General features: G+C 65.3%; 31 protein-coding genes. 15 read left to right on the top strand and 16 right to left on the bottom strand.

Features of this window, described 5'->3' with window-relative positions; all coding sequences use genetic code 11:
- Positions 1-10: 10 nt before the first annotated feature.
- Genes ATO6_RS10225 through gspG form a run of 4 tightly spaced genes read right to left on the bottom strand, consistent with a single transcriptional unit; the run spans position 11 to position 2,310 of the window.
- Positions 11-913, bottom strand: coding sequence for a type II secretion system protein N (locus ATO6_RS10225; RefSeq protein WP_088623909.1), 903 nt, complete (start codon positions 911-913; stop codon positions 11-13).
- Entirely contained in the window at positions 910-1,290 is a 381-nt protein-coding gene (gene gspI / locus ATO6_RS10220) for a type II secretion system minor pseudopilin GspI (RefSeq protein WP_088624193.1), read from the bottom strand. Before gspI ends, ATO6_RS10225 begins: the two co-directional genes overlap by 4 nt.
- Entirely contained in the window at positions 1,287-1,784 is a 498-nt protein-coding gene (locus ATO6_RS10215; protein ID WP_088623908.1) for a prepilin-type N-terminal cleavage/methylation domain-containing protein, read from the bottom strand. Before ATO6_RS10215 ends, gspI begins: the two co-directional genes overlap by 4 nt.
- 1 nt (position 1,785) lies before the next feature.
- Positions 1,786-2,310 (bottom strand): type II secretion system major pseudopilin GspG, encoded by a 525-nt coding sequence (gene gspG / locus ATO6_RS10210; protein ID WP_088623907.1) that lies wholly within the window; start codon positions 2,308-2,310, stop codon positions 1,786-1,788.
- Positions 2,311-2,473: 163 nt separating this feature from the next.
- On the opposite strand from gspG, the gene gspL reads away from it, so the two are divergent.
- The 7 genes from gspL to ATO6_RS10175 all read left to right on the top strand — a co-directional run bounded on the left by gspL (position 2,474) and on the right by ATO6_RS10175 (position 9,589).
- Positions 2,474-3,607, top strand: a complete 1,134-nt coding sequence (gene gspL / locus ATO6_RS10205; protein ID WP_088623906.1) for a type II secretion system protein GspL — start codon at positions 2,474-2,476, stop codon at positions 3,605-3,607.
- Positions 3,604-4,059 carry a type II secretion system protein GspM gene (gene gspM, locus ATO6_RS10200; RefSeq protein ID WP_088623905.1) on the top strand — a complete coding sequence of 152 codons (456 nt, stop codon included), beginning with the start codon at positions 3,604-3,606 and terminating at the stop codon, positions 4,057-4,059. Before gspL ends, gspM begins: the two co-directional genes overlap by 4 nt.
- Positions 4,056-5,660, top strand: a complete 1,605-nt coding sequence (locus ATO6_RS10195) for a GspE/PulE family protein (RefSeq protein ID WP_088623904.1) — start codon at positions 4,056-4,058, stop codon at positions 5,658-5,660. The genes gspM and ATO6_RS10195 overlap by 4 nt, the downstream gene beginning before the upstream one ends.
- 1 nt (position 5,661) lies before the next feature.
- Positions 5,662-6,897 (top strand): type II secretion system F family protein, encoded by a 1,236-nt coding sequence (locus ATO6_RS10190; protein WP_088623903.1) that lies wholly within the window; start codon positions 5,662-5,664, stop codon positions 6,895-6,897.
- A 126-nt stretch (positions 6,898-7,023) separates the two neighbouring features.
- A complete protein-coding gene (locus tag ATO6_RS10185; RefSeq protein WP_176440883.1) occupies positions 7,024-8,136 on the top strand; it encodes a penicillin-binding protein activator in 1,113 nt (370 codons plus the stop codon).
- A complete protein-coding gene (locus ATO6_RS10180) occupies positions 8,133-8,672 on the top strand; it encodes a type II secretion system protein GspJ (protein ID WP_088623901.1) in 540 nt (179 codons plus the stop codon). The genes ATO6_RS10185 and ATO6_RS10180 overlap by 4 nt, the downstream gene beginning before the upstream one ends.
- Positions 8,669-9,589: a general secretion pathway protein GspK gene (locus ATO6_RS10175; RefSeq protein WP_088623900.1), complete on the top strand. Its 921-nt coding sequence runs from the start codon at positions 8,669-8,671 to the stop codon at positions 9,587-9,589. Before ATO6_RS10180 ends, ATO6_RS10175 begins: the two co-directional genes overlap by 4 nt.
- Before the next feature lie 72 nt (positions 9,590-9,661).
- On the opposite strand, the gene ATO6_RS10170 is transcribed toward ATO6_RS10175, so the two are convergent.
- Entirely contained in the window at positions 9,662-9,910 is a 249-nt protein-coding gene (locus ATO6_RS10170) for a hypothetical protein (RefSeq protein ID WP_088623899.1), read from the bottom strand.
- A 2-nt stretch (positions 9,911-9,912) separates the two neighbouring features.
- On the bottom strand, positions 9,913-11,472 hold the full coding sequence (locus ATO6_RS10165; RefSeq protein WP_088623898.1) for a DUF4331 domain-containing protein: 1,560 nt from the start codon (positions 11,470-11,472) through the stop codon (positions 9,913-9,915).
- 179 nt (positions 11,473-11,651) lie between these two features.
- Here ATO6_RS10165 and ATO6_RS10160 point away from each other — a divergent pair, with 179 nt between their 5' ends.
- Positions 11,652-12,098, top strand: coding sequence for an A24 family peptidase (locus tag ATO6_RS10160; RefSeq protein ID WP_088623897.1), 447 nt, complete (start codon positions 11,652-11,654; stop codon positions 12,096-12,098).
- Positions 12,099-12,605: 507 nt separating this feature from the next.
- Here ATO6_RS10160 and ATO6_RS10150 read toward each other — a convergent pair.
- From ATO6_RS10150 to ATO6_RS10120, 8 genes are all read right to left on the bottom strand, one after another.
- Positions 12,606-13,652: a transglutaminase family protein gene (locus ATO6_RS10150; protein WP_254919115.1), complete on the bottom strand. Its 1,047-nt coding sequence runs from the start codon at positions 13,650-13,652 to the stop codon at positions 12,606-12,608.
- Between the two features lie 133 nt (positions 13,653-13,785).
- Positions 13,786-14,319, bottom strand: a complete 534-nt coding sequence (locus tag ATO6_RS10145) for a hypothetical protein (RefSeq protein WP_088623895.1) — start codon at positions 14,317-14,319, stop codon at positions 13,786-13,788.
- 77 nt (positions 14,320-14,396) lie between these two features.
- Positions 14,397-14,576: a hypothetical protein gene (locus ATO6_RS24795; protein ID WP_141101962.1), complete on the bottom strand. Its 180-nt coding sequence runs from the start codon at positions 14,574-14,576 to the stop codon at positions 14,397-14,399.
- Between the two features lie 90 nt (positions 14,577-14,666).
- Positions 14,667-15,494: a transglutaminase family protein gene (locus ATO6_RS10140; protein ID WP_369597064.1), complete on the bottom strand. Its 828-nt coding sequence runs from the start codon at positions 15,492-15,494 to the stop codon at positions 14,667-14,669.
- Positions 15,495-15,507: 13 nt separating this feature from the next.
- Positions 15,508-16,278, bottom strand: a complete 771-nt coding sequence (locus tag ATO6_RS10135) for a hypothetical protein (RefSeq protein ID WP_141101961.1) — start codon at positions 16,276-16,278, stop codon at positions 15,508-15,510.
- 212 nt (positions 16,279-16,490) lie between these two features.
- Positions 16,491-16,964: a hypothetical protein gene (locus tag ATO6_RS10130; protein WP_254919114.1), complete on the bottom strand. Its 474-nt coding sequence runs from the start codon at positions 16,962-16,964 to the stop codon at positions 16,491-16,493.
- A complete protein-coding gene (locus ATO6_RS10125) occupies positions 16,961-17,347 on the bottom strand; it encodes a hypothetical protein (protein WP_088623893.1) in 387 nt (128 codons plus the stop codon). Before ATO6_RS10125 ends, ATO6_RS10130 begins: the two co-directional genes overlap by 4 nt.
- Complete coding sequence (locus tag ATO6_RS10120) at positions 17,344-17,658, bottom strand: hypothetical protein (protein ID WP_229804748.1); 315 nt, start codon at positions 17,656-17,658, stop codon at positions 17,344-17,346. Before ATO6_RS10120 ends, ATO6_RS10125 begins: the two co-directional genes overlap by 4 nt.
- 272 nt (positions 17,659-17,930) lie before the next feature.
- Here ATO6_RS10120 and ATO6_RS10115 point away from each other — a divergent pair, with 272 nt between their 5' ends.
- From ATO6_RS10115 to ATO6_RS10105, 3 genes are all read left to right on the top strand, one after another.
- Entirely contained in the window at positions 17,931-18,356 is a 426-nt protein-coding gene (locus ATO6_RS10115; protein WP_088623892.1) for a hypothetical protein, read from the top strand.
- Entirely contained in the window at positions 18,353-18,766 is a 414-nt protein-coding gene (locus tag ATO6_RS10110) for a hypothetical protein (RefSeq protein ID WP_254919113.1), read from the top strand. The genes ATO6_RS10115 and ATO6_RS10110 overlap by 4 nt, the downstream gene beginning before the upstream one ends.
- A 211-nt stretch (positions 18,767-18,977) precedes the next feature.
- Positions 18,978-19,166, top strand: coding sequence for a hypothetical protein (locus tag ATO6_RS10105; RefSeq protein WP_088623890.1), 189 nt, complete (start codon positions 18,978-18,980; stop codon positions 19,164-19,166).
- 58 nt (positions 19,167-19,224) lie between these two features.
- On the opposite strand, the gene ATO6_RS10100 is transcribed toward ATO6_RS10105, so the two are convergent.
- The gene (locus tag ATO6_RS10100) at positions 19,225-19,959 is read right to left on the bottom strand and encodes a Crp/Fnr family transcriptional regulator (RefSeq protein WP_088623889.1); all 735 of its coding nucleotides are present in this window, start codon (positions 19,957-19,959) and stop codon (positions 19,225-19,227) included.
- 150 nt (positions 19,960-20,109) lie between these two features.
- Between ATO6_RS10100 and ATO6_RS10095 the strand changes: the two genes are divergently transcribed.
- From ATO6_RS10095 to ATO6_RS25420, 4 genes are all read left to right on the top strand, one after another.
- Positions 20,110-20,346, top strand: coding sequence for a hypothetical protein (locus ATO6_RS10095; protein ID WP_088623888.1), 237 nt, complete (start codon positions 20,110-20,112; stop codon positions 20,344-20,346).
- A 134-nt stretch (positions 20,347-20,480) separates the two neighbouring features.
- Complete coding sequence (locus ATO6_RS10090) at positions 20,481-20,768, top strand: co-chaperone GroES (protein WP_062563235.1); 288 nt, start codon at positions 20,481-20,483, stop codon at positions 20,766-20,768.
- 44 nt (positions 20,769-20,812) lie between these two features.
- Positions 20,813-22,441, top strand: a complete 1,629-nt coding sequence (gene groL / locus ATO6_RS10085; protein ID WP_088623887.1) for a chaperonin GroEL — start codon at positions 20,813-20,815, stop codon at positions 22,439-22,441.
- Positions 22,442-22,549: 108 nt separating this feature from the next.
- Positions 22,550-22,684, top strand: coding sequence for a hypothetical protein (locus ATO6_RS25420; RefSeq protein ID WP_088623886.1), 135 nt, complete (start codon positions 22,550-22,552; stop codon positions 22,682-22,684).
- Positions 22,685-22,845: 161 nt separating this feature from the next.
- Here ATO6_RS25420 and ATO6_RS10075 read toward each other — a convergent pair whose 3' ends face one another.
- Positions 22,846-23,043 (bottom strand): hypothetical protein, encoded by a 198-nt coding sequence (locus ATO6_RS10075; protein WP_369597066.1) that lies wholly within the window; start codon positions 23,041-23,043, stop codon positions 22,846-22,848.
- Between the last annotated feature and the right edge of the window lie 54 nt (positions 23,044-23,097).

Genomic DNA, 23,097 nt, shown 5'->3' with positions numbered 1-23,097 from the left:
CTCCGCCCTTCTACCGAAGCGGGAACGACATGAGGATCTTCTCATCGCCCCTCACGACTTCCAGCCTGGCATGACCCGAAGCCGCCACTTCGTCGTAGAACGCGGTGTCCTGCTCGGGGTCGCCCACTGATTGTCCGTTGACCCTCGTCACCACGTCGCCGGGCCGAAGCCCTGCCAGAATGACGCCTGTATTCGGATCTTCCCTGATCGTATAGCCATCCGCCCCTGCGACCAAGCCGATCGTCTCCAGCACCTCGTTCGGGCTGTCGATGATGCGCTGACGCCACATGGCGATATATTCCTGAGTGGTTTCCGGCGGCGGCGCCTCGCGCAGGTCGAGCGAGCCGCGCCCAGCCGTGACCGATGCGTTGAACCGGTCGAGGGGCGATCCGGTGGTCGACGCCGTCTCGTCCGCGTCTCCGGTCGCCGAGGCGGACGCGACAGGCTCGTCATCCCGCAGAATGCCGTCGAAGCCGTAGGTCTGTGCCGTCCCGTCCACCTCGACCTCGACGGTTTCGGGGTTGATGGCCGTCAGGACCGCATCGCGCGCCAGGTTGTCCCCGACGCGGTAGAAACCGCCCTTGCCCGAGACCAGGATCAGCGCCCGCGAGGACGCCTGATCCTGCGCCGCCAGCACGCCGCGCAGCGCCAGGTCCAGCACTCGACCGGTCGGTGTGTCGGGCGCTTCGGACTCGGGCATGGCGGGATCGCCGAACGGCGCGAATGCGAGGATATTGGAGACGTCGGTTTCGGCCTGCGTTCTATCCTGCGACACCGGTCGGTCGAGGTCCATTCCGGCGACCGTGACCTGCCCGGCCAGATGCCGCGCCAGCCGTTCGGCGGGGCGGAACAACGTCGCCGACAGGGCCGCAAGCGCGGTCACCACAACAATCCAGATCAGCGCCCGGCTCATGGCTGCCCCCCGCTCGCAGGCAGGTAACCGGTCAGGCGCAGGATCGTGTCCTCGGGATCCGCGCCTGGCGGCGCGACGAGGATCGTCACCCGGTCCAGCCCGCTGTCCGCGAGGGCGCCGCGCCGGGCCGAGACCTGCCAGTCGCGATCCAGCATCCGCTGCCATTGCGGCTGCATCTGAATCTTGAGTTCGGCGACGGCCATGGCGTTCTGCGCAACCCAGCGGGCGGCGATCCGGTCCTCCAGCGCGGTGGTCCGGGCGGCGTGGCGCTCGGTGGCCGTCAGCAATGTGACACCCGCCACCGCCAGCACGGCCATCGCCACCAGCGTCTCGATCAGGGTGAATCCCGCTTCGGGTTCGCGGTCGGGTCCGGTCATCGCGCGTCCACCCTAGCCGAGGCGCCGTCGAACAGCACCGTTACGCGATAATTGTTTCGCGCCTCAACCGCACGTAGGTCCAGCGCGGCCACCGCGCCGTCCGGTGGGCCGAGGTCCGGTCGCAGGATCAATGCCCCGGTTTGTCCGCCGGTTGCGCGGCGCAGGGCCATTCCCTCGAGGCGGTGCGGCCCGGCAAGGTTCGGGTTGCGGTGCGGCGCCCATTCTCCACCTTCGCGTGCCGTGAAACGATACCCGCCGGTGTCCCATTCCAGCCGTGCGGCGCGGCCCGAGACAAGGCTTTCCTCGGCCGCGATGTCCAGCCGGGCGGCAAGCAGATCGGCCTGCTGACGCAGGGTCGCGGGGCGCGGACCGGACGGCAACGCAAGTGCCGCCATGCCTGTCACCACGGACAGGATAGCCAGAATTACCAGCACCTCGACAAGTGTCACACCGGCGTCTTTGTGGCGGGATATCGTGGTGGCCGAAACGGTCATCTCAGTTCTTGGCGCTGCGCTGGTCACCCAGCGGGATGTCGCCGTTCACGCCGTCGCCGCCGGGCCGCCCGTCGGCGCCCAGGCTGACCAGGTCGAACGCGCCACCCTGTCCGGGCGAACGGTAGATGTATTCGTTCCCCCAGGGGTCCTGCGGCAGAGTGTCGAGATACCCACCCGCAGCCCAGTTCTGCGGCACCGGGGCCGAGGCGGGCCGATCCACCAGCGCAGCCAGCCCCTGCGCGGTCGTCGGATAGGTCCGGTTGTCCAGATAGTAGAGCTCCAGCGCGCCCGAGATCGAGCGCAAGTCGGTCTGCGCGACCGTCACCCGCGCATCGTCGGGGCGGCCGATGACGTTCGGCACGATCATCGCCGCGACTACGGCAATGATGACCAGGACGACCATCATCTCGATCAGCGTGACCCCCGCGTCGGGCGCGCGCCCTGCCCCGCGGGCACGTCGCGCACCTCCAGAAACCGGACCCGCGGCCCGGAGAAATTTCGCCTGACAGCCAAGCAGCTTGAGCATGAAACTTTTATCCTTCGACCTACGTGCTTTTCTGTGGATGTGAAATGCACTGATCGAAGCTGAGGGAACCATACCACGCACGCAGCCACTGTAAAGAGAAAAAGCCTTGTCTTTATCTTGGGTTATCCGAAAGTCATCCACCGCCCCGGCGGCTGCTGACGGTATGGCGCCCCCCCTCGATCGCAGCGATCCCGCTCCCCACGACGGCGCGAACGACGTGGGTGAGCTGCGCGATCCCGTCACTGTGGAGATCCTGCGCAAGACAATGTCAGCCCGTCAGGCCCGCGCCACGGCCATCGTTCCGGCGGAAGACATCGGGCTCATCGCCGTTCCGCTACCGCTGCGATCCGAGCGACAGAAACGTGCCGCGCTGCCCTACGCGACCGAAGAATTCCTCGCCGGACCGCTCGAGGATACGCACATCGCACTCGGGCGCGATCTGACCGAGGGCTGGGCCCTCGCAGTGGTCGTCGCTCGCGACCGGATGCGGGCGCTGTCCGAAGCGCATCCCGGCCAAGCGCTGCTGCCGGAAACCTTCGCGTTGCCCGCGCCCGAACCGGGATCGGCGGGAGAGACCGTCTGGAACACCCTGCGCGACGGCGATCGCGTGCTGGTCCGCGCCTCGGACGGTAGCGGATTCGCGGTGTCGAATGGGATGCTGGCACATCTCTGGGCCGCGGCGGGGCGACCGGCGATCCTGAACCGTGGCGCGGCGCTGCCCGCGGACCTCGTCTGGAGCGCCGAGCCGCCCGTCCCGCCCTCACCCGCAGAACTGGCCATCGACCTGAGGCAGGGCGACTTCCGCACCCGCCGGAACCTGCGCGCGCCGCTGACCGCCCTCGTCGCGGGCGTGGTGCTGGTCGGGCTGCTGCACCTCGGGATCGCCCGCGCCGATCTGGGAGCCCTGCGCGGCCTCGTCGAGACGCAGCGCGAGGTGACCGCCGGGCTGCTGGCCGAACGCATCCCCGAGGCGACCGTGATGGACGATCCCCGCCTGCTCTACCGCAGCCTGACACGCGCCTCCGCGCAGCCCGGCGGGTCCGGCCTGCTGCCCCGGCTGGATGGCGCGTCCGGCGCGCTGCTTGCCTCCGGCGTGCCGGTCGAGGTGCGGCGGATGGTCTGGTCGGCGGACAGCGGCACGCTGACCCTGTCGATCGAGGCCGCGGACCTCGGCCAGCTGCAGGCGGCGGAAGAGGCGCTGCGCAGCGGCGGGCTGGATGTCGATGTCGGGACCGCCACGGCGGGCGACGGCGCGGCTCGGGCCGAGTTCGCCCTGCGCGGGGAGGCGGGACAATGAGCGCGCTCTCGGCCCTCAACCCGCGCGAACGGGTGATGGTGATCGGCGGCGGGCTGATCCTCGCCGCGCTGGTCCTGTGGCGCTTCGCCTGGGCCCCGATGCAGGAGGAACGCGCGGCGCTCGAGGCCGACCTGACCCGTTATGTCATGCTGGCGCAGGTCGCGGACGACGTCAGCGTGACCGCCCGCGCCGGGGCAGAGCCGCGGGCGACGATCCCGCTGACACAGCGCGTGACCCGCAGCGCGGGCGAGGCAGGCGTGCCGCTGTCGCGTCTCGATCCTGACGGCGCGCGGCTGCGCGTGGTGGTGGAACGCGCCCGGTTCGACGACCTGCTGGCCTGGATCGGCACGCTGGAAGGTCGCGAGGGCGCGAAGGCGGTCGCACTGGATGTTGAGCGGCTGACGGAACCCGGCGTGGTCACCGCCCGCCTGACGGTGGAGGCGCTGCAATGACCGACCTGACGACCGACACCGGCATTCACCGGGATGAGGCCACCGCAGCGGAGGCCGCCCCTGCCCCGGACGAGACCCGCCCCGCGCCCGACGCCGCCCGCGTCCGGCTCGGCTACGGCTTCGCCAAGGCGCAGGGGGTGCTGCTGGACACCGGCGACGGCGACGAGCCGATCTGCCGTCATCTGGACACCGCGCCGGTCGCGGCCCTGATCGAGGCGCAGCGCATCGCGGGCCGTCTGATCGCCTGGGAACGGGTCGACACCGCCACCTTCGAGGACCGCCTCGCCGCGCTCTACCGCGACAGCGCCAGCGAAGCCGCGCAATTCGCCGCCACCGACGGCGCGGACCTGTCGGCGCTGGCCGAAACCGCCGCTTCGGTCGACGACCTGCTGGACCAGAAGGACGACGCCCCCGTCGTCCGCCTGATCAACGCCCTGCTGCTGGAGGCGGTGAAGGAAGGCGCGTCCGACGTGCATATCGAGGTGGAGGAGCGACGCCTCGTCGTCCGCTTCCGCGTCGACGGACGGCTGCGCGACGTGATCGAGCCGAGCCGCGACCTCGCCCCGCTGCTGGCGAGCCGCCTGAAGGTGATGGGCAAGCTCGACATCGCCGAGAAGCGCCTGCCGCAGGACGGCCGCGTCTCGTTGCGGGTCGGCGGCTACGAGCTGGACGTGCGGATCTCGACCCTGCCGTCGCAGTTCGGCGAACGGGTGGTGCTGCGCCTTCTCGACCGGGGGCAGACGCGCCTCGGGATCGACCACCTGGGCATGTCCGAGCGCGACCGCGAGGTGTTCGAGCACATCATATCGGCCCCCGAGGGGCTGGTGCTGGTGACGGGGCCCACGGGCTCGGGCAAGACCACGTCGCTCTATGCCGCGCTGCACAACCTCAACGACCGCCAGCGCAACATCCTGACGGTCGAGGACCCGATCGAATATTCGATGGACGGCGTGGGCCAGATGCAGGTCAGCGCGAAGACCGGCCTGACATTCGCGCGGGGCCTGCGGGCACTGCTGCGGCAGGACCCCGACGTCATCATGGTGGGCGAGATCCGCGATGGCGAAACCGCCCGGATCGCAGTGGAATCGGCGATGACCGGGCACCTCGTGATGTCTACCTTGCACACCAACACCGCCGTCGGCGCGGTGTCGCGGCTGATCGACATGGGGGTCGAACGGTTCCTGCTGGCGCCGATGGTGCGCGGGCTGATCGCGCAGCGGCTGGTGCGGAAGCTCTGCCCCGACTGCCGCGAGCCGCATGCGCTGACCGAGGCCGAGGTGCGGCTGCTGTCGGGCGCCCTGCCCGAGGGGACGCAGGTCTGGAAGGCCGCCGGATGCAGCGCCTGCGGGCAGACCGGCTATCGCGGGCGGATGCCGATCTACGAGATCATCGCGGTGGACCGGACGATGGAACGCCTGATCCACGACGGCGCGTCCGAGGCGGAACTGACCGCCGCCGCCCGCCGCACCGCCCCCGGAATCCTGCAGGACGGGATCGCGCGGATGAAGACGGGCCTGACCACCGCCGAAGAGGTCATCCGCGCCGTCCGCGACGAACAGATCGCCGACAGGGCCGACCCACCGATCGACGGGGAGCGCTGACGTGTCCGCCTGGTTCTACCGCGCCGTCGACCCCGGCGGGCGACGCCTGAAGGGGGTGATCGAGGCCTCTTCGGAATCCGCCGCCCGCGCCATCCTGCGCGAACGCAAGCTCCTGCCGCTGGCGGTCGAGACGACGCGCCGCAAGCCCACCGGGACATCGCAGGGCGGGATCGGATCGCGCGACATCTCGCTCGGCACGCCCCGGATGGGGCTGAAGCGGCTGACGCTCGTCACCCGGCAGCTGGCCACGCTGATCGGCGCCCAGGTCCGGATCGAGGAGGCGCTGCGCATCGTCGGCAGCCAGACGCGCGGGGCCCGCGATGCCTCGCTGCTGCTGAACCTGCGCAGCGCGGTGATGGACGGGCGCAGCTTCGCCGCCGCGCTCGACGACTACCCGGCGACCTTCGGCGACTACTACCGCGCCTCGGTCCGGGCGGGCGAGACCTCGGGCCGCCTGCCCGAGGTCATGGAGCACCTCGCCGTGCATATCGAGGATCAGAGCCGCAACCGCCAGGCGCTGCAACTGGCGCTGATCTACCCGGCCCTTCTGGCGCTGGTGTCGCTGGCGGTGATCGTGGCGCTGCTGACCTTCGTGGTGCCCGACATCGTGCGCGTCTTCACGTCGCGCGGGGCCGACCTTCCGGCGCTGACGCGCGGTCTGATCGCCCTGTCGGACGCGGTGTCGACATGGGGGCTGACGGTGCTGGCCGTGCTGACGGCGGGCGGGGTGACGCTGGCGCTGGCGCTGCGCCGGCCTGCGATGCGTCTGGTCTGGCACCGGATGCTGGCGCAGGGCTGGCTGACCCGCAACACCGTGCTCAAGCTGAACGCGTCGCGCTTTACCGGGACGCTCGCCACCCTCGTGCAGAGCGGCGTGCCGCTGGCCGACGCGCTGTCGGCCGCCGCCGACACGGTCCCGAACCTCCATATCCGGGGGAAGCTGCGTGACGTCACCCGCCGTGTGACCGAGGGTGCGGCGCTGTCGCGGGCGGCCGACGCTTCGGGGATTTTCCCGCCCATGCTGATCGCGATGATCGCCAGCGGCGAGGCGGGCGGCACGCTGGGCGCCAGCCTCGACCGAAGTGCTGCCGAGCAATCGGCGGATCTGAAGGCGAAGGTCGCCGCCGTGGTGGCGCTGGTCGAACCTGCGGTGCTGCTGGTGATGGGCGGGATCGTGATGCTGCTGGTGCTGTCGATCCTGATGCCGATCGTCAGCCTCAACAATCTTGCGGGCTGAGGCGGGGTTGCGCCGCCCCCCTGCGCGTCGAAGGCAAGCTGTGGCGCGGTAGGGAAACACATGCGACAGTCGGACGGACAACTCGGGCAAGGCCCCGGCAGCCACGACAGGAAGAAGGGGCGGATCATGGACAGAAACCCGACGGAACGCGCGACGGAGGCCCACGCGCCGCCAGACCGCCGCCGCGTCCTGCGCGGACTGGGCGCGCTGTCGCTGGTCACCACGGCGGCGGGCTGCGGCGCGATGGAGGGGCTGGGCGACGGCGGTGGATCGTCCGCCGCGGGACCCGGAAAATCGGCGCTGCTGTTGCCATTGTCGGGGCGGCAGGCGCAACTGGGCGAGCTGCTGCAGGCGGCGGCGAAGCTGGGCGGCGGACCGGGGATCGGCATCGACATCCACGACAGCGGTGACACGCCCGAACAGGCCGTGGTTGCCGCGCGCACCGCGCTGGACGCGGGCGCGAAGATGCTGGTCGGGCCGGTCTTCTCGGCCCAGGCCCGCGCGGTCGCCGCGATCGCCCCGCGCAGTGTGCCGGTCGTGACGCTGTCGAACGACGAAAGCCTGGCCGGTTCCGGTGTCTGGGTCTTCGGCGTCACGCCCACGCACAGTGCCCGCGCGGTGCTGAGCCTCGCCGCGCAGCGCAACCTGCGCGACATGGCGATCGTGGTTCCGTCCGGGGCCTACGGCAGCCAGTCCGTCGCCGCGACGACCGTCCTCGCCCAGTCCTTTGGAATCCGCCTGCGGGCGCCGCTGGTGCGCGACAGCGCCGCGGGCCTCGTCGACGCGCTGAACGCGGGCGGCGGGATGCCCGACGCCGTTTATCTGCCCGCCGCCGATGCCACGCTGCGGCCCTTCGCGCAGGCCCTTTCGGGCAAGGGCGTGCAGTTGATCGGGTCCACTCAATGGTCGGCGCTGGATCTGGAAAGCGAACGCGCCTTCCGCGGCGCCTGGTTCGCCGCGCCGGATCCCCTGCGTTTCGCACCGTTCAAGGAGGCATTCGAAGAGGCCTACGCGTCGGAGGGCGGCATCATCACGGGCCTTGCCTACGACGGCACCGAACTGCTTCGCGTCCTGGGCCAACGCGGGCAGATGTCCCGCCGGGGGCTGTTGAACGACGACGGGTTCAACGGCGTGCTCGGGCCCTACCGCTTCCTGCCCGACGGGCAGTGCCAGCGCGGCCTTGCGGTGCTCGAGGTCGGGTCCGGCGAATTCAGCCTGATCGGGGCTACCTCGGTATGATCTCGCCCGGCCGGGGCTCTGACAGCGGTCTGACGCTGGTCGAGGTTCTGGTCGCGCTGGCGATCTTCGCGGTCATCGGGCTGGCTGGAATGAGCATTCTCGACACCGTCGTCCGGGTCAACCGGGGCACGGAAGACCGGCTCGAGCGGCTTGCCGAGATTGACCGCGCCCTGCTGGTCGTGGGTCGCGACATGCTGCAGGCCGAGCCCGTGGGCGTGGGGCTGAACGGCGCAAGCCTGACCCTGATGCAGAGCGGCGGGGACGGCCCCCGGCCGTTGCGCTATGCACTGGAGGACGGGGCCCTGATCCGTGCCCTGCCGGGGCGCGAGGGCGAGGTGATACAGCAGCTGCTGGACAACGTGTCGGACCTGTCCTGGCGGGCCATGGACCAGGGCCGCGGCTGGCGCGACACCTGGGCCACCGACGATCCGGCGCCCATCGCGACAGAGCTGACACTGACCCTGCCGCTGACAGGCCGCGCGGCAGAGGCCCGGATCGTGCGGGTCTTTTCCATGCCGGAAGGCGCACGCCGATGACCCGACGATTGCGCCTGCTGCCACCGGAGCGGAGATCGCCGATCGAGGCCTCCGCGCGGGATCGCACGAAACGTGATGGTGAAAGCGGGGTGGTCCTGATCAATGTGCTTGTCATCATCGCGCTCGCCTCCACCGTCGTCTACCTGATGCTCTCGCGGCAGGAGGTCTCGCTCGATCGGGTGGCGCGTATGGCCGAGGCGGCGGAAACGCAGCAGCTGGCACTCGGAGCCGAGGCATCGGTCATCGACGCGCTGTACCGCGACCTGCAGACCGCTCCGGACACCGACCATTTCCGTGAACCCTGGGCGGCGGTGATCCAGGACGAGGTGCAGCTTCCGACCGGGCGCTTCTCGGTCCGGGTGGAGGACGTGCAGGCGAAATACGACGTCAACCTGCTCGGCTCGCCGGGGATCGGGTCCGTCGAAATGATGGGGCGGCTGCTGGCGGCGCTGGATCAGCCGCCCGACCTTGCGCGCCGGATGGCGGCGGTCGTGCGGCGGGCCGGACCGTTGGCGGACCTGTCGGACCTCGCGGCCTTCGGCATCCCCGACGCGACCATTGTGGCGCTGGAGCCCTATGTCACCGCGTTGCCCACGCCGGGAACCGTCAACCTGAACACCGTGTCGCCGCTCCTGCTTGAGACGATGCTGCGCAACCGGTCCATCGCGCTCAGACTGATCTCGACGCGCGACCGGACCGGGCAGATCACGCGGGACGACATCACCGGCGCGGGCGGAATCAGGCCCGAGAACAGCGGTTTCACATCCGGCGTCTTTGACGTCTTCGTCACGGCCGATGTGGGTGGCGCGTCGATGACGCTGCAAACCAGACTGCTCAGGACCGATCCGCTGAACGGTCTGAGCGTGCGCGTCCTGCGCCGCCGGATCGTTCCCGGTGATGCGGGTGAGGCCGACTAATCCGGAACGCCTGCGACGGCACGGAAAAAGGCCCCCGGAACCGGGGGCCTTTCCAATGTCGTGTCGAACCCCTTACGGGTTGAACGGTTCTTTCATCGGCGTGAGCGCCAGATTCAGCGACTGGACGTTCTGGACCGGCTCCGCGTTCGGGTCTTGATTGAAGACCCGAAGGAAGTCGGACCCGAGCGAGTTGATCCCGTCCGAGACCGAGCCGCCGTCGTCGCAGGCCGCGACCAGGAGCAGGGCTCCGAGCGCGCCGGCTGCGATCCGGGTACGGCCCGAAAGCCGTCCGACTGCCGGAATGGTCATCGTGTCAGCCATTTTCAGCCTCCAGCGCCGGGCAGCGGCGAGTTGAGGTAGGGGAATACGGCCATCACGTCGGTGGCCGAGATCGGCGCGCCATCGGTGAAGGGCTGGTCACCCACCGGAGCATCCTCGGGGTCGCAGAGGCCGAGGTTGATCATGTCGCTCGGCGTGTCCTCGACTGCACCTTCGACACCCAGTTCGGCACCAAGCGGCACCGGGTGGCACAGGGCACCCATGGCAACCCGCAGCGCAATATCGACCACGTCGTCACCCGGACGGCGTCCGTTCGGGAACCCGGCGAGATCCTCGCCCACGACACCGAAGTTGCTCTGCGCACCCTGCGGGGTGGGCGGAATGGCCGTGTTCAGGCGCATCATCTCGGACGCTGTGACCGTGGCCTGCTGGTTCAGGCCCGGAAAACCCGTCAGGAAAGCCGTGACCAGGTCGTTCCGCGGCAGGTTGGACGGCGCGATGTTGCTGGTTGCGCCAAGCGCGTCGCGGAACAGGATGTCCAGAAGCGCGGGGAGCGTCGGGTTCGTGACATAGACAGCCAGGGCGCTGTCCTGCGTCGGCTCGGCCGCGTTGAACAGATCCTTGTCGGGCAAACCGATCACCACCTCGTTGACCAGCGGCGCGGACAGCCGGGACTGCTGCACCCATGCACCACCGTATTTCGACGTCTTCTCGTAGGTGGGCGACGGATCCTCGATCTCTGCCTGCGGGAGGCTTGCCGTGGTCCAGGCCCCGATCACGCCGTTCCCGCTGCCGGTGACGCAGGCAATCGGGACTTCCAGCGCCAGCGAGGTGACGTTGAATTTACCGACCAGATCGTCATTGTCGCGAGACTGCGTGATCCCGCCCTCGAGCGGCACGAAGTTCACGCTGTCGAAGATCTCGCCCAGATTGACGGCGAAGGCCTCGGCGCGCTGCCCCGCGAAGACGCGACCCGGCATGTCACAGTTCGGGATCGTCACGTCGTAGATGAAGTCGTTCGCGTAGGCGTCGTAGTCGGGTATGGTCTTGGTCCCGATGTTGTCCAGAGGCTTGACGAATTCCGTCTCGCCCGAGGTCCGCTTGACCAGCGCCGCCTTGCCGGAGCGGCGATCGCCGGTGATCATGGCGAGCGCATACTTCTCGTTCTCGTTGACGAAGAGCGTCGAGGAGCCGTCGCCGGCTGCCTTCAGCGGAATCGCCACCTTCTCGTCGCCGATGTCCAGAGCGACGCCCGCGCCGCCTTCGCCGCCGAGCTGGTTCTTGAAATCGAACTTGAAGGTGATGTCCTCAACGGCGTCGCCGTCGTTGTCGATGTGGATCTCGTAGATCGCATCGGCATCCATGGTGAAGTAGTTGGGGCCGCCATACGGCCCTTGCAACGGCTGGTAGTTCGCGATGAAGGTCACGTACCCCTCGCGTCCCGTCTCGTAACTGCGGAACATGTAGAAATCAGTCGCATCGACCTTGGGCTGCTTGGTGATGCCCGGCGCTTCGCGGTGCGACGACGCGAAGGCCGCCGTGCTACCAAGCGCGAGGGCGCTGACCATCAGCCCCGTTGTCGCGTGTCTGAATGAAATTGACATTGATCACTCCCTGGATTTTTCCGCCCCGCGTATCGGGGGATCGGAGAACGCGCGATGCAGGGCCTTTGATCGTTCCCGAAACGCGCGTTATCTTCATTCACGGTGAGGAGACGTGATAGTTTCCCAAATCGCGCAAAAAAGTTTCAAAAAGCACCCGGAGCGGCACGAGTGGAGCGTGGATGAACAAGCTGGAACTCGTGGCGACAGTGCCTCTGATTGCCACCCTCGCGGCGCTGTCGGTGATAGACATTCGGACGAAAAAACTACCGGATATCCTGACCTTACCGCTGATCGCGGCGGGCCTGCTTCTTGCGGTGGCCGGCACCGGCGGCTGGCCATGGCCTCACGTCGCCGGGGCAGTCCTGGCGTTCTCGATGTTCTGGCTGGCAGGCGAAATCTTTTTCAGAATTCGGGGCATAGAGGGTCTTGGTCAGGGCGACGCGAAACTGTTTGCAGCGGCCGGTGCATGGCTGGGCTGGATGGCCCTCCCCGCCGTCCTCCTGATCGCCGCATTGGGCGGACTGCTGCAGGCCGTGGTGACACGATCCCGGTCCGATCCACAGATCGCGTTCGGACCATGGCTGTGCCTGGGTTTCGCGGTCTGCTGGGCAAGTCGCTTGCCATGAGCCACCGCGTTTCATGCGGCTGAGCGGTTCAAATCCGGAATGTGGGCGACGTCGGAAGCAGATACACGACCTGACGTGCCAACCCTGAAATATCCTCGAATTGAGGGCTCACTCCGGGTGAGTATCATGAACGGTCAGGAAATGACCAAACCCTGTACTGAGCCGATCCATGAGTGCGGACTATAAATGGAGCAAGTTAGGAGAGTTCTCCAATTGAGCCGTGGATTTCGGTCGTCTTGTTCAGGACCAGACGTCCGCGCATCCTCGCCGTGGTGCTGGCGGTGACCTTGTAGATGAGCGTCAAGCCGAAGAGGTATGTGCCGGCGACCGGAGCCACGAACCGGTTGTTCGGGGCATCGAACCCGGCCGCAGCCGGATCGGGAAAACCATTTCTCAAGGGCAAGTGGCGGAGGGGATGGGCCTGATATCCAACCTTCTCCGGTCATTAAGGCATTGTTATGAATAGGTTTAAACCAGCAGGCGCAAGCCAGTCCCACCGAAACGCCATCAGACGAGCGCGATGTCCGCCCCGCCTCTTGGGGCCAGTAGCGAGTTGTCTTGTGCCGAAGCACTGTCCACTCTTACGAATACCTCCATTGAGAGCAAATCGACGTTCGTTCCGACAAAGTTGCCTGCCACCGGGGTCACCTGTGCGATGTTTCGGGCCACGGCGAGTGGTATCAGGTTCCGGGACCCGAAGCTTCGGTTCGTGGGATCGAAGGCAATCCATCCGGCACCGGGTACAAATATCTCGACCCAGGCATGGGTGGACCCGGAACCCGCAGAACCCAAAAGGCATTCTTCCGCGTCTGACAGATAGCCGGATACGATGCGGGAACCGAGCCCAAGTGTGCGCGCGGCTTCGGCGAACAGGACCGCAAGATCACGGCACGAGCCCCATCGCCGGTCGAGCGTCTCGATCGGTGCCTGGGTGCCTTCAGTGTCGCGGCTCTGGTAGGAAATCTGGGTGAACACACCATTGCTGATGTCCTTCAGCAAGGACAGCGTGTCGGTCGGGCGCGCCATGACAAAGCCCTCGACCCATAGGGAAAGCCGACCGTCCGGGTCGGGATATTGCGGAACCGTCAACGCGCCCAGATCCGTCCATTCGTCGTCGGCGTAGACAAAAGGGTACTGCGCGGCCGAGGCGGCGATGGCAAAGACCGGCCATGCAGGCGCGGTGAGATCCACTGTGGCACGGCTCTCGATCACCAGATGATCCGTCACGCCGTCAAAGACGGCCGTGGCGACAGCGTTGCCGGCCACGTCATGCGCCCAGGTCACCGTCGCCGTCGGAGAAATCGAGAGGGCATGTGCCAGTAGTCGCAGTTCCCTTGTTTCTCGGGGACGTAGCATCAACCGATGGGGTCCAAGAGGGACCTCTTGACGGTATCTGTAGGTCGTGGTGTGAACGATCTTGAGGCAGGCCAAAATGATATTCCAGTCAGGATTGAGGAAGACGGCGCGCGGCTGCGGGATCAGCGGCGGCGAGATGCGCCCGCGCTGACGGGCGCGGCGTTCCGCCAGGCATTCAACCCCTTGCAGCGTCGGCAAATCCGTTCTCCGAAGCTCTCGCTCCAGAACGAGGTTTCGCATCGCAGGCATCGGCGTTCTTGCGGAACATCACCCACGGCCCTTGGGGTCGCGATGCCCGGTACGTCACCTTCGGCGAGGGCCTTGTCCGCCATCACGTTTTTCCCGCAGCCAGACGGGTGCGCAAGGGCGGCGGCGAGTCCGGTCGCGTAGGCATGCCTTCGTTTTCGGCGATCCGGATCGATTCTTCGTCCCGCGCTCCTCGGGCGGTCGTCGTCGAAGGCGGCGCAGCCAGGTTCGGATCGGACGTCCCAGACCGGGAATAGAGTTGTCGCAGGTGCGCCTCGGAGACCCCGTCGGCCTTCATCACGAGCTGTACCATCGGATCAGCCAGCATTTCTTCAAGGAAAAAGTCGGACAAGTCCCTGCCGGTCAGCTTGTCCCTGGCGCGTGCTTGGTCGAGGTCGGCAAGGGAGACAGTCAGAGTCCGTGCAAGTCCAGGATGAGATATCCTGGGATGAAGCTTCACAAGGACGGAGGCTTTCCAGGCTGCGGGATCCCGTTGATCAGGGGGCGAAGCCACTTCCGTATCGATCTCGTACTCTCCCGCTGGGAGAATCTCGTCAAAGCCCGGAACGGTGAAGGGTCGGGAAAAAACCGCAACGGTCTTTCTTCTCAGATCTTCCATTGGCGCGCTCCTTTCCCATGGTGCTGTGGGCGGTCCGCGCCCCTCACGGGAATGAGGCGCGTAACCGGTGTACACCCTCAAGATGTCTTGGGTTTCGCGGGTGCATCCTTGCCAGAAGCCTTGGGCTCGGTCTCCTTGGCAGGGGTCGTCGCTGTTTTCGCAGGCTTGGGCTTTAACGCAGCCGCAGCCCTGGCGGTCAGGTCCTTGAAGGACATTTCATCGATCCTTTGATTTTCCGACGCCAGCTCCTCGTCCATGTCGGACCGGGATACCTCGCATCGGTACTGTACATATGGGGGCTGGCGACCCGAATTGCGATGGTGCATCGAAAAGGAAGCCGAGGTCAGTCAGGCCAATTCATACGTCCAGACCTTGAATTCCATCAACGTGTTTTGGCCGAATGTCTGGGTCAGAGGGACATCGGCAGCATCGCGACCGCGCGCGATCAGAATTCTCGCATATCTCGGCTTGTTGTTCCGCGGGTCGAACATGTGCCATTCCCCAGCGAGAAAGACCTCCATCCACGCGGCAAAATCGCCGGGTGGATGAGGCAGAGGCTCCCCGATGTCGCTCAGGTATCCGGTGCAGTAGCGGGCCGGAATGTTCATGCATCGGCACAGGGCGATGGCGAGATGGGCAAAGTCGCGGCAGACACCCTGCCCCTCGGCGAGGGTCTGCGACGCTGTGCGCGTCGCCTTTGCCTGCATATAGTCGAAGCGGACATGTCCATGCACGAAATCGCAGATCGCCTGGACGCGTGACCATCCGGCGTCCGTGGTCTCGAATAGGCGCCACGCCTCCTCCGACAGAAGGTCGGTGTCGCAATACCGGCTGCCCTGCAGAAACACGAGCGTCTCGAAAGGCAGATCCTGAACCTCGTGCTGCCGCGCGCCGGGCATGTAGGGATCAGGCAGGCCCGTGTCGCGGAAGACGCCATCCGTCGACAGGCAGAAGTCGCCCGCCGGAGCCAGGACGCGCGTGCACCAGTTGCCGAAGCCATCCCGGTAGCTTTCGAGGGGCACGCTCGGCGAGGTCACGAGATAATCGGCACGCTCCAGATCGCCGAACCGCGAGTAGTGCACGTTCAGAAGCGCAATCAGCGGCGTCGGTTGAGGGAAGCTGTATCGGAGACGACACCCTATGCTGACGCGCATGCCGGACACGCGGCTGCGCATCGTTCTGTCACCCTCATCTTCCAAGGACGCACGCCCCGTCCGAAAGCTGGAAACCTCGATTGCAGCTCCACCGGTTGCCGGATCGGTCGAGATAGGCGTTCTCCGGCAGATCGATGGCGACGCAGGCGCCATTCAGCACCTCGTATCCGCGCTCGCAGCTCCAGCCCGGTCCATAGGATGCCTCGTCCAGATAAGCATTCGATGGCACGACAACGGCGTCGCATCGGTCGTCGATTCTGACGAAGCCTCTCTCACAAGCCCAGGCGGCGCCGTAGTCTGCGTTGGTCAGATACGCGTTCTCTGGCACGGCAATCGGCGAACATGTCTCTGCAGCGGCCTCATAGCCACGATCACAGGTCCATCCCCTCCCCGAGGCATCGTCCGTCAGGTAGGCACGCTCGGGCAGAACAATGGGCACGCATGCCTCGTCCTCCTGCCGGAACCCGCGTTCGCATTGCCAATCGTAACCGGAAGACCGGAGGAAGGCATTGGCGGGCACCGGGATGGGATTGCAGGACGTCCTGTCCGCCTCCTCGTACCCTCGGTTGCACTCCCACCCCGTCCCGTAGGAGCGCCCGGTTGGATAGGCATGCTCGGGGATATCGAGAGGCAGGCATTCGGCGCCCTCTACCCGGTAACCGATGTCGCAGACCCATCCACCGCCATAGCTGCGCGGCTGGGCGTTCTCCGGCATTGGGCCGGTTCCATCCTGCGCAAGCACGGGAAAGTTGAAAGAGGCGATCACACCGGCTATGGCTGCCGTCCGCGCGATCAGACTCGCCAAGGGATGTCTCATCGCAACTTGTTCCTTGGCGGACCAGTGCCCGCCGGTGGCCGCGCGAGTCCTCGATAGCCCAAGCGTGAGCGTTCCGGTCAGCCGTCGAGTGGGCGCGGCCGGTAACGGGGAGGCTCTGGAATTCGGTCTCGTTGGCATGCCTTCGTTCTCAGCCACCTGGATCGAGAAGTCTGTCGGGACTGTGGGGTGGGTGCTGCTGGTCATCGGGGCGACAATTTGTGCAAGGCCGCAGCGGCAAGAGCATGTTCCTTCTGGTGGTAGTCGCCGCGAAACTTGCCATCGACCTGCACCTCCCAGATGCCGTTTCTTTCGCGAACCTGAACCCCACCGCGCTGTGCCGGCCGGTCCATCGAAGAATCCTTTGCTCCTCTGCTTTTCGGCGGCACGGGTTTCATGTCGGTCATTTCCGGCTCCTTCGCCTTTGGCACGCGCGCTTCTCCGAGGAGCATCACGGCGCGAATGAATTCTGCCGCGTAGTCGTCGGTTTCGCGGTGGTCGTGTTCGTGCCTGGCCATACTCATCGGCTCGACGAAGCGTTCTCGAAGGTGGTCCACGAAACGCGGCTCGGTACGGGCCATGTAGGCGATCAGAGCTTGCAGGATCCGTTCATGAGCCAGCACACGCCGTTCGAGGTCGGTGCTCTCGGGTGAAGCTATCGGCATGGCGCGGTTCATCCTTCATCGACCGCGCTTTCCGGGCGCTCCGGCAACGAGTCAACATCAAGGGCTGCGAGGCAGGCCTGCGCGATATCGCGGTTCGGAGCATCTGTTCCGGGCACCGTCGCCCAGCCCGCCTCCATCAGGGCATCGCGCCGCTGATAGGTCGAGGCGGCCCGGATCGTTTCAAGCTTTTCGGCCCGTGCTGGGTCAGACTGTGCCATCTCAAGGCAGACCGGCACCATGGAAGCGACGACATCGTCCTGGGACATCGCCATTGCCCTGTCATGCGCGGTTCCGCCGGTCACCCAGCCGCCCCAGGTAAAACCGACCACGCCGACGAAAACCGCACCGATCACCGCACCATAGATGCCGGGCTTGAGCCATTCGGGAGTATTCATTTCAAGTCCTCCTGCGGAGAAGGCGCCGCCTCGCCGTGATTGTTCTTCTCAGTCGCGGCCCGATCCCGGCTCAGCGCCTCTTTCAGGTCGCTGTCGGAAATCGCCCGTAACTCTGTCCGTCCCGCATGACCGCCCCTTCCGCGCACCGTCAGGTAGGTCGCGGTCCGGCGATACGCCTCGAAGCTGAGCCCTTGTAGAAGTTCTTCCTCAACAAGAACCTCGTAGTCGCCCGGGGGCAAATTGCCTGGGTATCCCGGCAACGCGAACGGGTTCGAAAATGTCACCGTCGATCTGGTCGACCGCATGTTCATCTCTGGTCTCCGCGATGTTGGCAGATCCGTCGCTCACCACTGTTGACGGCCCCTTGGAGTGCGGGACCGACCAGTCGAACGATTGAGTGTCTTGTACCTCGGGATCGTTCGCCTGGCGCTGACGCATGTTAGTCCCGGGCACCGAAACGGCTGCGACTTTCTTGAGGGCAGTCGCCCGTACTGACCTGTGTAAGGGCGGCGAGACCGACCTGCGCGTATTCTTTGGGAAACAGGGATGATCTGCATTCCTGCAACCCTTGAAAGGATTGGCGATGGCCGACCCCAATGTTCTCAACCCGCACCCGCCCGAGTTCGATCGGTTTCTCCATGCCTCCGTCGGCGAGGACCGGAACGGCTATGCCGTGACTGTCCTCTCCACGCTCGCACGGCTTGGCCTCGATCCATGGAAGGAAACCGCTGAACTGGTCGCGCTCGGGCGCGACGCCGCGCGGGCACGATTGGGAACGCTGCTTGCCCGATTTCGGGACGTTCCTGCGCTCGCCAGCGATCACGGCAGGATCGCACGAGACCTGAGCCAGCTGCTCCCCGAAGACCGGGCGTCAGGTAGTCTGAAGCGAACCGCCTCGACGGTGGCCGGCGGCCGGCCGGGCACAAGCGGAGCGATCTGGGCGGTGCTCGGGACCGTCTTTGTGCTGTTTCAGATGTTCATGCTTGGCGGGTCGGGGTCAGGCGAATGACCGTCTCAACGGCAACCATGGGCAGACCGGCACATGCGGCACACAAGTCCGGCACGCTATCGCCTCGCGAACAGGGCGTTCTCTGGCACATGGAGGAACACTTCTGGACCAGTGGCGCCGACAACGCGCGGGCAACGACTGCGACCAACGCCGTCATGGTCTTCCCCTATCCGCCCGGGATCCTCCAGGGCGACCAAATCTGGACCCATCTTCAACAGAGAACCGGCTGGCGGTCCATCTCGATGGCCGAGCGGCGCGTCACCCGGTGTCGTGATATCGCCATTCTCACCTATCGCGTCTCGGCAGAAAAACCCGATGTGCCGATCTACAAGGCCCTCTGTGCCTCTACCTACCTCAACGATGACGACAGATGGCTGAGGATTTCCCATCAGCAAACTTCGGTGGCTTGACAAGCGCAGAGGTAATCGACCTGCCGCAGGCGTCGGGGCTAACCTGCGTCAGTGCGGCGGGGCGCCGACTCCGTTTAGGTGAGACGTGCCGCCGAACATTCGGTGGTGCATTTTTCCGAGTACCCAAGAAGCGTGTGGGCGTGCCGATCCCAAAAAGGACGGCATGTCGACACGCTTCTTATTCTCGGAGCGTCCAGAAAGGACAATCCCAATGACTCCCGAACAGAAAAAGACCGCCGAAAAGATGACCTCCGTGAAGGCCGCATGGGACAAGGCGCCCGCTGGTCCGAAGAAGGATGCGGCGCTGAAGCACTACCAAGCAGCCGAGAAGGCCAACACCGCGAAGAACGACGCCGAGACCAACAAGGAACTCGATGCGGCGACCCACGCCCTCGCGTAACCTCCGGCGTCTGACGTGAACACTGGGGCCGCCTGCCGAGCAAGGGAGGGCGGCCCTCTCATTTCAGTAGCGGCCCAGTCTGGTCCAGATATTCCGGATCGAACTCGGCAAGTTCCACCAGCCCGCCATAGTCGTGAAACGTAACGCGGCCGTCCCGAAAGGTGACCAGTCCACTCTCGCGAAGCTGCCGCAGGACGCGGTTCACATGGACCGCGCTCAACCCCAGCGTATCGGCGAGGTGGTATTGCGTCAGAGGGCAGTCGAATCCTTCCTTGCTGCCTATTCCAACCAGCGCAAGCCTCGATCCCAGTTCGAGCAGGAAATGCGCCATTCGGGCGTCCGCATCACGCCGACCGATCCCGACCAGATGCTCCACGACCATCGCTTCGTCCCTTGACGCTGCCCAGAGTATGGCGGTCGCGAGGCGCGGCGTCCGCGCAAAGGCATCGATAAGGTCGCTCGCCAGCACTTCGACGGCCTCAATGTCAACGATGGGTTCGAAGCTGTGATCCGACGTGCGCAACAGGACGCTGCGCAATCCCAGAAAATCCCCCGGCACCTGGAAATCCACGATCTGCCGCGTCCCGTCGGCCTGGAGCTTGTAGGAACAGACCCAACCCGACGACAGAATGTACGCGGCTTGAGCCGACTGCCCCTGATGCACCATGTCACGCCCCGCGACGAATGAGCGACGACGCTCATGCAGTCGTTCAAGCACGGCCAGCTCGACCTCCGACAGGGCGACGAAGGCGGAGAGCTTGCGTGTCAGGGGGCTGTGTTCGGCTGATGTCATGAAGGCTCCCGGCGTGCCGTGACCCAGGAGCGGAAATCGGTCCGGACACTGCTCTGGATCAGTCCAGCATAGAGCACTTCCTGCGAGAAGTACGGATGTATCTGAAACTCGCCTTCCACGGGGATCACGATGCCAAGGAAGGGACGCCAGATGTCGACCGCGAGCGAACATGCAGGCCAGGCCGCCCTGTCAATCTGCGAGGCGCTCCTGCTTGCCTTGAACGATCGCGGGTTGCTGCCGGAGCACGAGATTGTGGGGGTTCTTCGCGACGCCGCGGCGACCCATGAGAATGCCGTTGGCACCGAACTCGAAATGGAAAGGCACCGGGCCGTCGCCGAAATGATCAACGCGATCATCGCGGGCGGAAACTCGGTTCGACGGCCGTGAACCGCTCGGGGCGGGGGTGTCGATCCGAATTCTCGAAGTGGAGACACAATAGGTAACCGCGGACCTGCGCACAATGCAGCCGGGCATTCGACCCGGCCAGTTCCGCCAACCAAACCTCGACAAGGAGCACATCGATGTCATTCACTCCCCTCCATGACCGGGTGCTCGTTCGCCGTATCGAAGGCGACGAGACGACCAAGGGCGGCCTTATCATTCCAGATACTGCCAAGGAGAAGCCTCAAGAAGGCGAAGTTGTCTCCGTTGGCGCCGGAGGAAGGCGCGAGGACGGCGAGCGCATCCCGATGGACGTCAAGGCCGGCGACCGGATCCTGTTCGGAAAATGGTCCGGGTCAGAGATCAAGCTCGATGGTGAAGACCTTCTGATCATGAAGGAGAGCGACATTCTCGGCGTGATCGCCTGAGTCCGAAACCTTTCACATCAACCTCAGTCTCAGGAACTCACACCATGTCCGTCAAGGAAGTTCGCTTCAGTACCGATGCCCGCGACCGAATGCTGAAAGGCATCAACACGCTGGCAAATGCCGTCAAGATCACCCTCGGCCCCAAGGGCCGAAACGTCATTCTCGATAAATCCTGGGGTGCGCCGCGCATCACCAAGGACGGTGTGACCGTCGCCAAGGAGATCGAGCTTTCGGATCATTTCGAGAATATGGGCGCCCAGATGGTCAAGGAGGTCGCGCAGCGCACGAACGACGAGGCCGGCGACGGAACCACCACGGCAACCGTACTCGCCCATGCGATTGTCCGGGAAGGCATGAAGTCGGTTGCGGCCGGCATGAACCCGATGGATCTCAAGCGCGGGATCGACAAAGCCGTCGCTGCAGTCGTGGCCGAGATCAAGACCATGTCCCGACCTGTGGGCGACAGTGACGAGATTGCCAAGGTCGGTGCCATTTCGGCCAATGGAGAAGTCGAGATCGGCCGGCAGATCGCCGACGCGATGGCGAAGGTCGGCAAGGAAGGCGTGATCACCGTCGAGGAAAACAAAGGGTTGGAGACCGAGACCGAAGTGGTCGAAGGCATGCAGTTCGACCGCGGCTATCTGAGCCCCTATTTCGTCACGAACGCTCAGAAAATGGTCGTCGAGCTGGATGACTGCGTCGTCCTGCTTCACGAAAAGAAGCTGACCGCTCTCATATCCATGGTACCGTTGCTGGAGGCTGTGATTCAGGCCGAGAAGCAACTTCTGATCGTGGCCGAGGATATCGAGGGCGAGGCGCTGGCGACGCTGGTCGTCAACAAGCTGCGCGGCGGATTGAAGGTGGCGGCCGTCAAGGCACCGGGCTTCGGGGATCGCCGCAAGGCGATGATGGAAGACATCGCCGTGCTGACGGGCGGTCAGGTGATTTCCGTGGAAATGGGCACCAAGCTGGAGAACGTCACCATTGACATGCTCGGGTCCGCCAGAAAGGTCACGATCACCAAAGATGACACGACGATCATCGACGGTGCTGGCGACAAGGATGCGATCGCGGCGCGCGTCACGCAGATTCGCGCGCAGATCGAGGAAACCGCTTCGGACTACGACAAAGAGAAGCTTCAGGAACGGCTGGCCAAGCTTGCCGGAGGTATCGCCGTGATCCGGGTCGGCGGGGCAACCGAGATCGAGGTGAAGGAGCGCAAGGACCGCGTCGACGATGCGCTGAACGCCACCCGCGCTGCGGTTCAGGAAGGTGTCGTGCCCGGCGGCGGCGTGGCCCTGGTTCACGCCGGAAAGGTGCTGGCGACGCTGAAGGGCGAGAATGGCGATCAGAATGCCGGCATCAAGATCGTCCGGCGCGCGATCCAGGCACCGCTGCGCCAGATTGCCGAAAATGCCGGGGTCGACGGATCGGTCGTTGTTGGCAAGGTCATCGAGAACGACAAACGGAGCTTCGGTTTCGACGCACAGGCCGAAGAATACGGCGACATGCTGAAGGCCGGTGTCATCGATCCGACGAAAGTAGTTCGGATCGCACTCGAAAACGCCGCGTCCATTGCCGGGCTTTTGATCACGACCGAAGCGATGGTCGCGCAAAAGCTCGAGAAGGCCGGCGCCGACAGCGAAATGTCCGACATGGGTGGAATGATGTGAAGGGCGGCGTCCCGCGGGCAGGAGCTCCGCGACACTAATCCACGGCGTTCATGAAAACAAACACCGAGCAGTGCTTCAGAAAAAAAATCAGAACCAGGAGGAATCGAAATGTCCAAAGGTGACAAGCAACGCGGCAACCGTGAAGCGAAGAAGCCCAAGAAGGTGAAGGAAAAGGTCGTTGCAACAGCCGACTTCACGAAGGGCAAAGCCCTGACCAACCTTGGCGAGCAAAAGAAGAAATAAGTAGCGGTCCGATTGATTATTTAGCATCGAAGGCAGAGCCAGATGGCAGAGGGATACGCGGCGACTTGCTGCGTCGGAAAGCCTCTGGCTCGCCAGAAAACGACGATGAAGAGTTGCCGGAGAGAATGCTCGACATGCGTATTTGATCGAGAAGCGGCGAGTTAGTTAATGCAACCTCGCGCCTGATCCCGCATCACCGCGTAGTCTGCCAGCATCTCCGCTATCGCCGAGCCCTCAGGCAGCATAGCCAGTTCCTCGGCCGCCCGCGCCTGGAACTCCAGGCTGTATTCGATCACGGGCGGACAGGCCCCAAGGCCACCGACGTCAGAAGCGCCCGTGGCGCAGCCGCTGAGCCAGATGACCGGAGACCCGACTCTCCTCCGGATTTCCGGAGAGTCCGCAGGTTGATTTCT

The organism is Oceanicola sp. 22II-s10i (assembly GCF_002210105.1).
Classification (GTDB): Bacteria; Pseudomonadota; Alphaproteobacteria; order Rhodobacterales; family Rhodobacteraceae; genus Pseudooceanicola.
The sequence above is the reverse complement of the archived record's forward strand: the minus strand, read 5'-3'. Positions and strand labels throughout refer to the sequence as shown.

Coding starts and splice junctions, on each gene's coding strand:
- ATO6_RS24795 (WP_141101962.1), bottom strand. CDS start 14,576: ATGGACGAGGAGCTGGCGTCGGAAAATCAAAGGATCGATGAAATGTCC.
- gspM (WP_088623905.1), top strand. CDS start 3,604: ATGAGCGCGCTCTCGGCCCTCAACCCGCGCGAACGGGTGATGGTGATC.
- ATO6_RS10165 (WP_088623898.1), bottom strand. CDS start 11,472: ATGTCAATTTCATTCAGACACGCGACAACGGGGCTGATGGTCAGCGCC.
- ATO6_RS10140 (WP_369597064.1), bottom strand. CDS start 15,494: ATGCGCAGCCGCGTGTCCGGCATGCGCGTCAGCATAGGGTGTCGTCTC.
- ATO6_RS10170 (WP_088623899.1), bottom strand. CDS start 9,910: ATGGCTGACACGATGACCATTCCGGCAGTCGGACGGCTTTCGGGCCGT.
- ATO6_RS10130 (WP_254919114.1), bottom strand. CDS start 16,964: ATGAACCGCGCCATGCCGATAGCTTCACCCGAGAGCACCGACCTCGAA.
- ATO6_RS10215 (WP_088623908.1), bottom strand. CDS start 1,784: ATGACCGTTTCGGCCACCACGATATCCCGCCACAAAGACGCCGGTGTG.
- ATO6_RS25420 (WP_088623886.1), top strand. CDS start 22,550: ATGTCCAAAGGTGACAAGCAACGCGGCAACCGTGAAGCGAAGAAGCCC.
- ATO6_RS10095 (WP_088623888.1), top strand. CDS start 20,110: ATGTCGACCGCGAGCGAACATGCAGGCCAGGCCGCCCTGTCAATCTGC.
- gspI (WP_088624193.1), bottom strand. CDS start 1,290: ATGACCGGACCCGACCGCGAACCCGAAGCGGGATTCACCCTGATCGAG.
- ATO6_RS10120 (WP_229804748.1), bottom strand. CDS start 17,658: ATGAACATGCGGTCGACCAGATCGACGGTGACATTTTCGAACCCGTTC.
- ATO6_RS10195 (WP_088623904.1), top strand. CDS start 4,056: ATGACCGACCTGACGACCGACACCGGCATTCACCGGGATGAGGCCACC.
- ATO6_RS10160 (WP_088623897.1), top strand. CDS start 11,652: ATGAACAAGCTGGAACTCGTGGCGACAGTGCCTCTGATTGCCACCCTC.
- ATO6_RS10185 (WP_176440883.1), top strand. CDS start 7,024: ATGGACAGAAACCCGACGGAACGCGCGACGGAGGCCCACGCGCCGCCA.
- ATO6_RS10100 (WP_088623889.1), bottom strand. CDS start 19,959: ATGACATCAGCCGAACACAGCCCCCTGACACGCAAGCTCTCCGCCTTC.
- gspG (WP_088623907.1), bottom strand. CDS start 2,310: ATGCTCAAGCTGCTTGGCTGTCAGGCGAAATTTCTCCGGGCCGCGGGT.
- ATO6_RS10145 (WP_088623895.1), bottom strand. CDS start 14,319: ATGGAAGATCTGAGAAGAAAGACCGTTGCGGTTTTTTCCCGACCCTTC.
- ATO6_RS10125 (WP_088623893.1), bottom strand. CDS start 17,347: ATGAATACTCCCGAATGGCTCAAGCCCGGCATCTATGGTGCGGTGATC.
- ATO6_RS10090 (WP_062563235.1), top strand. CDS start 20,481: ATGTCATTCACTCCCCTCCATGACCGGGTGCTCGTTCGCCGTATCGAA.
- ATO6_RS10115 (WP_088623892.1), top strand. CDS start 17,931: ATGGCCGACCCCAATGTTCTCAACCCGCACCCGCCCGAGTTCGATCGG.
- ATO6_RS10180 (WP_088623901.1), top strand. CDS start 8,133: ATGATCTCGCCCGGCCGGGGCTCTGACAGCGGTCTGACGCTGGTCGAG.
- ATO6_RS10225 (WP_088623909.1), bottom strand. CDS start 913: ATGAGCCGGGCGCTGATCTGGATTGTTGTGGTGACCGCGCTTGCGGCC.
- ATO6_RS10110 (WP_254919113.1), top strand. CDS start 18,353: ATGACCGTCTCAACGGCAACCATGGGCAGACCGGCACATGCGGCACAC.
- gspL (WP_088623906.1), top strand. CDS start 2,474: ATGGCGCCCCCCCTCGATCGCAGCGATCCCGCTCCCCACGACGGCGCG.
- ATO6_RS10105 (WP_088623890.1), top strand. CDS start 18,978: ATGACTCCCGAACAGAAAAAGACCGCCGAAAAGATGACCTCCGTGAAG.
- ATO6_RS10175 (WP_088623900.1), top strand. CDS start 8,669: ATGACCCGACGATTGCGCCTGCTGCCACCGGAGCGGAGATCGCCGATC.
- groL (WP_088623887.1), top strand. CDS start 20,813: ATGTCCGTCAAGGAAGTTCGCTTCAGTACCGATGCCCGCGACCGAATG.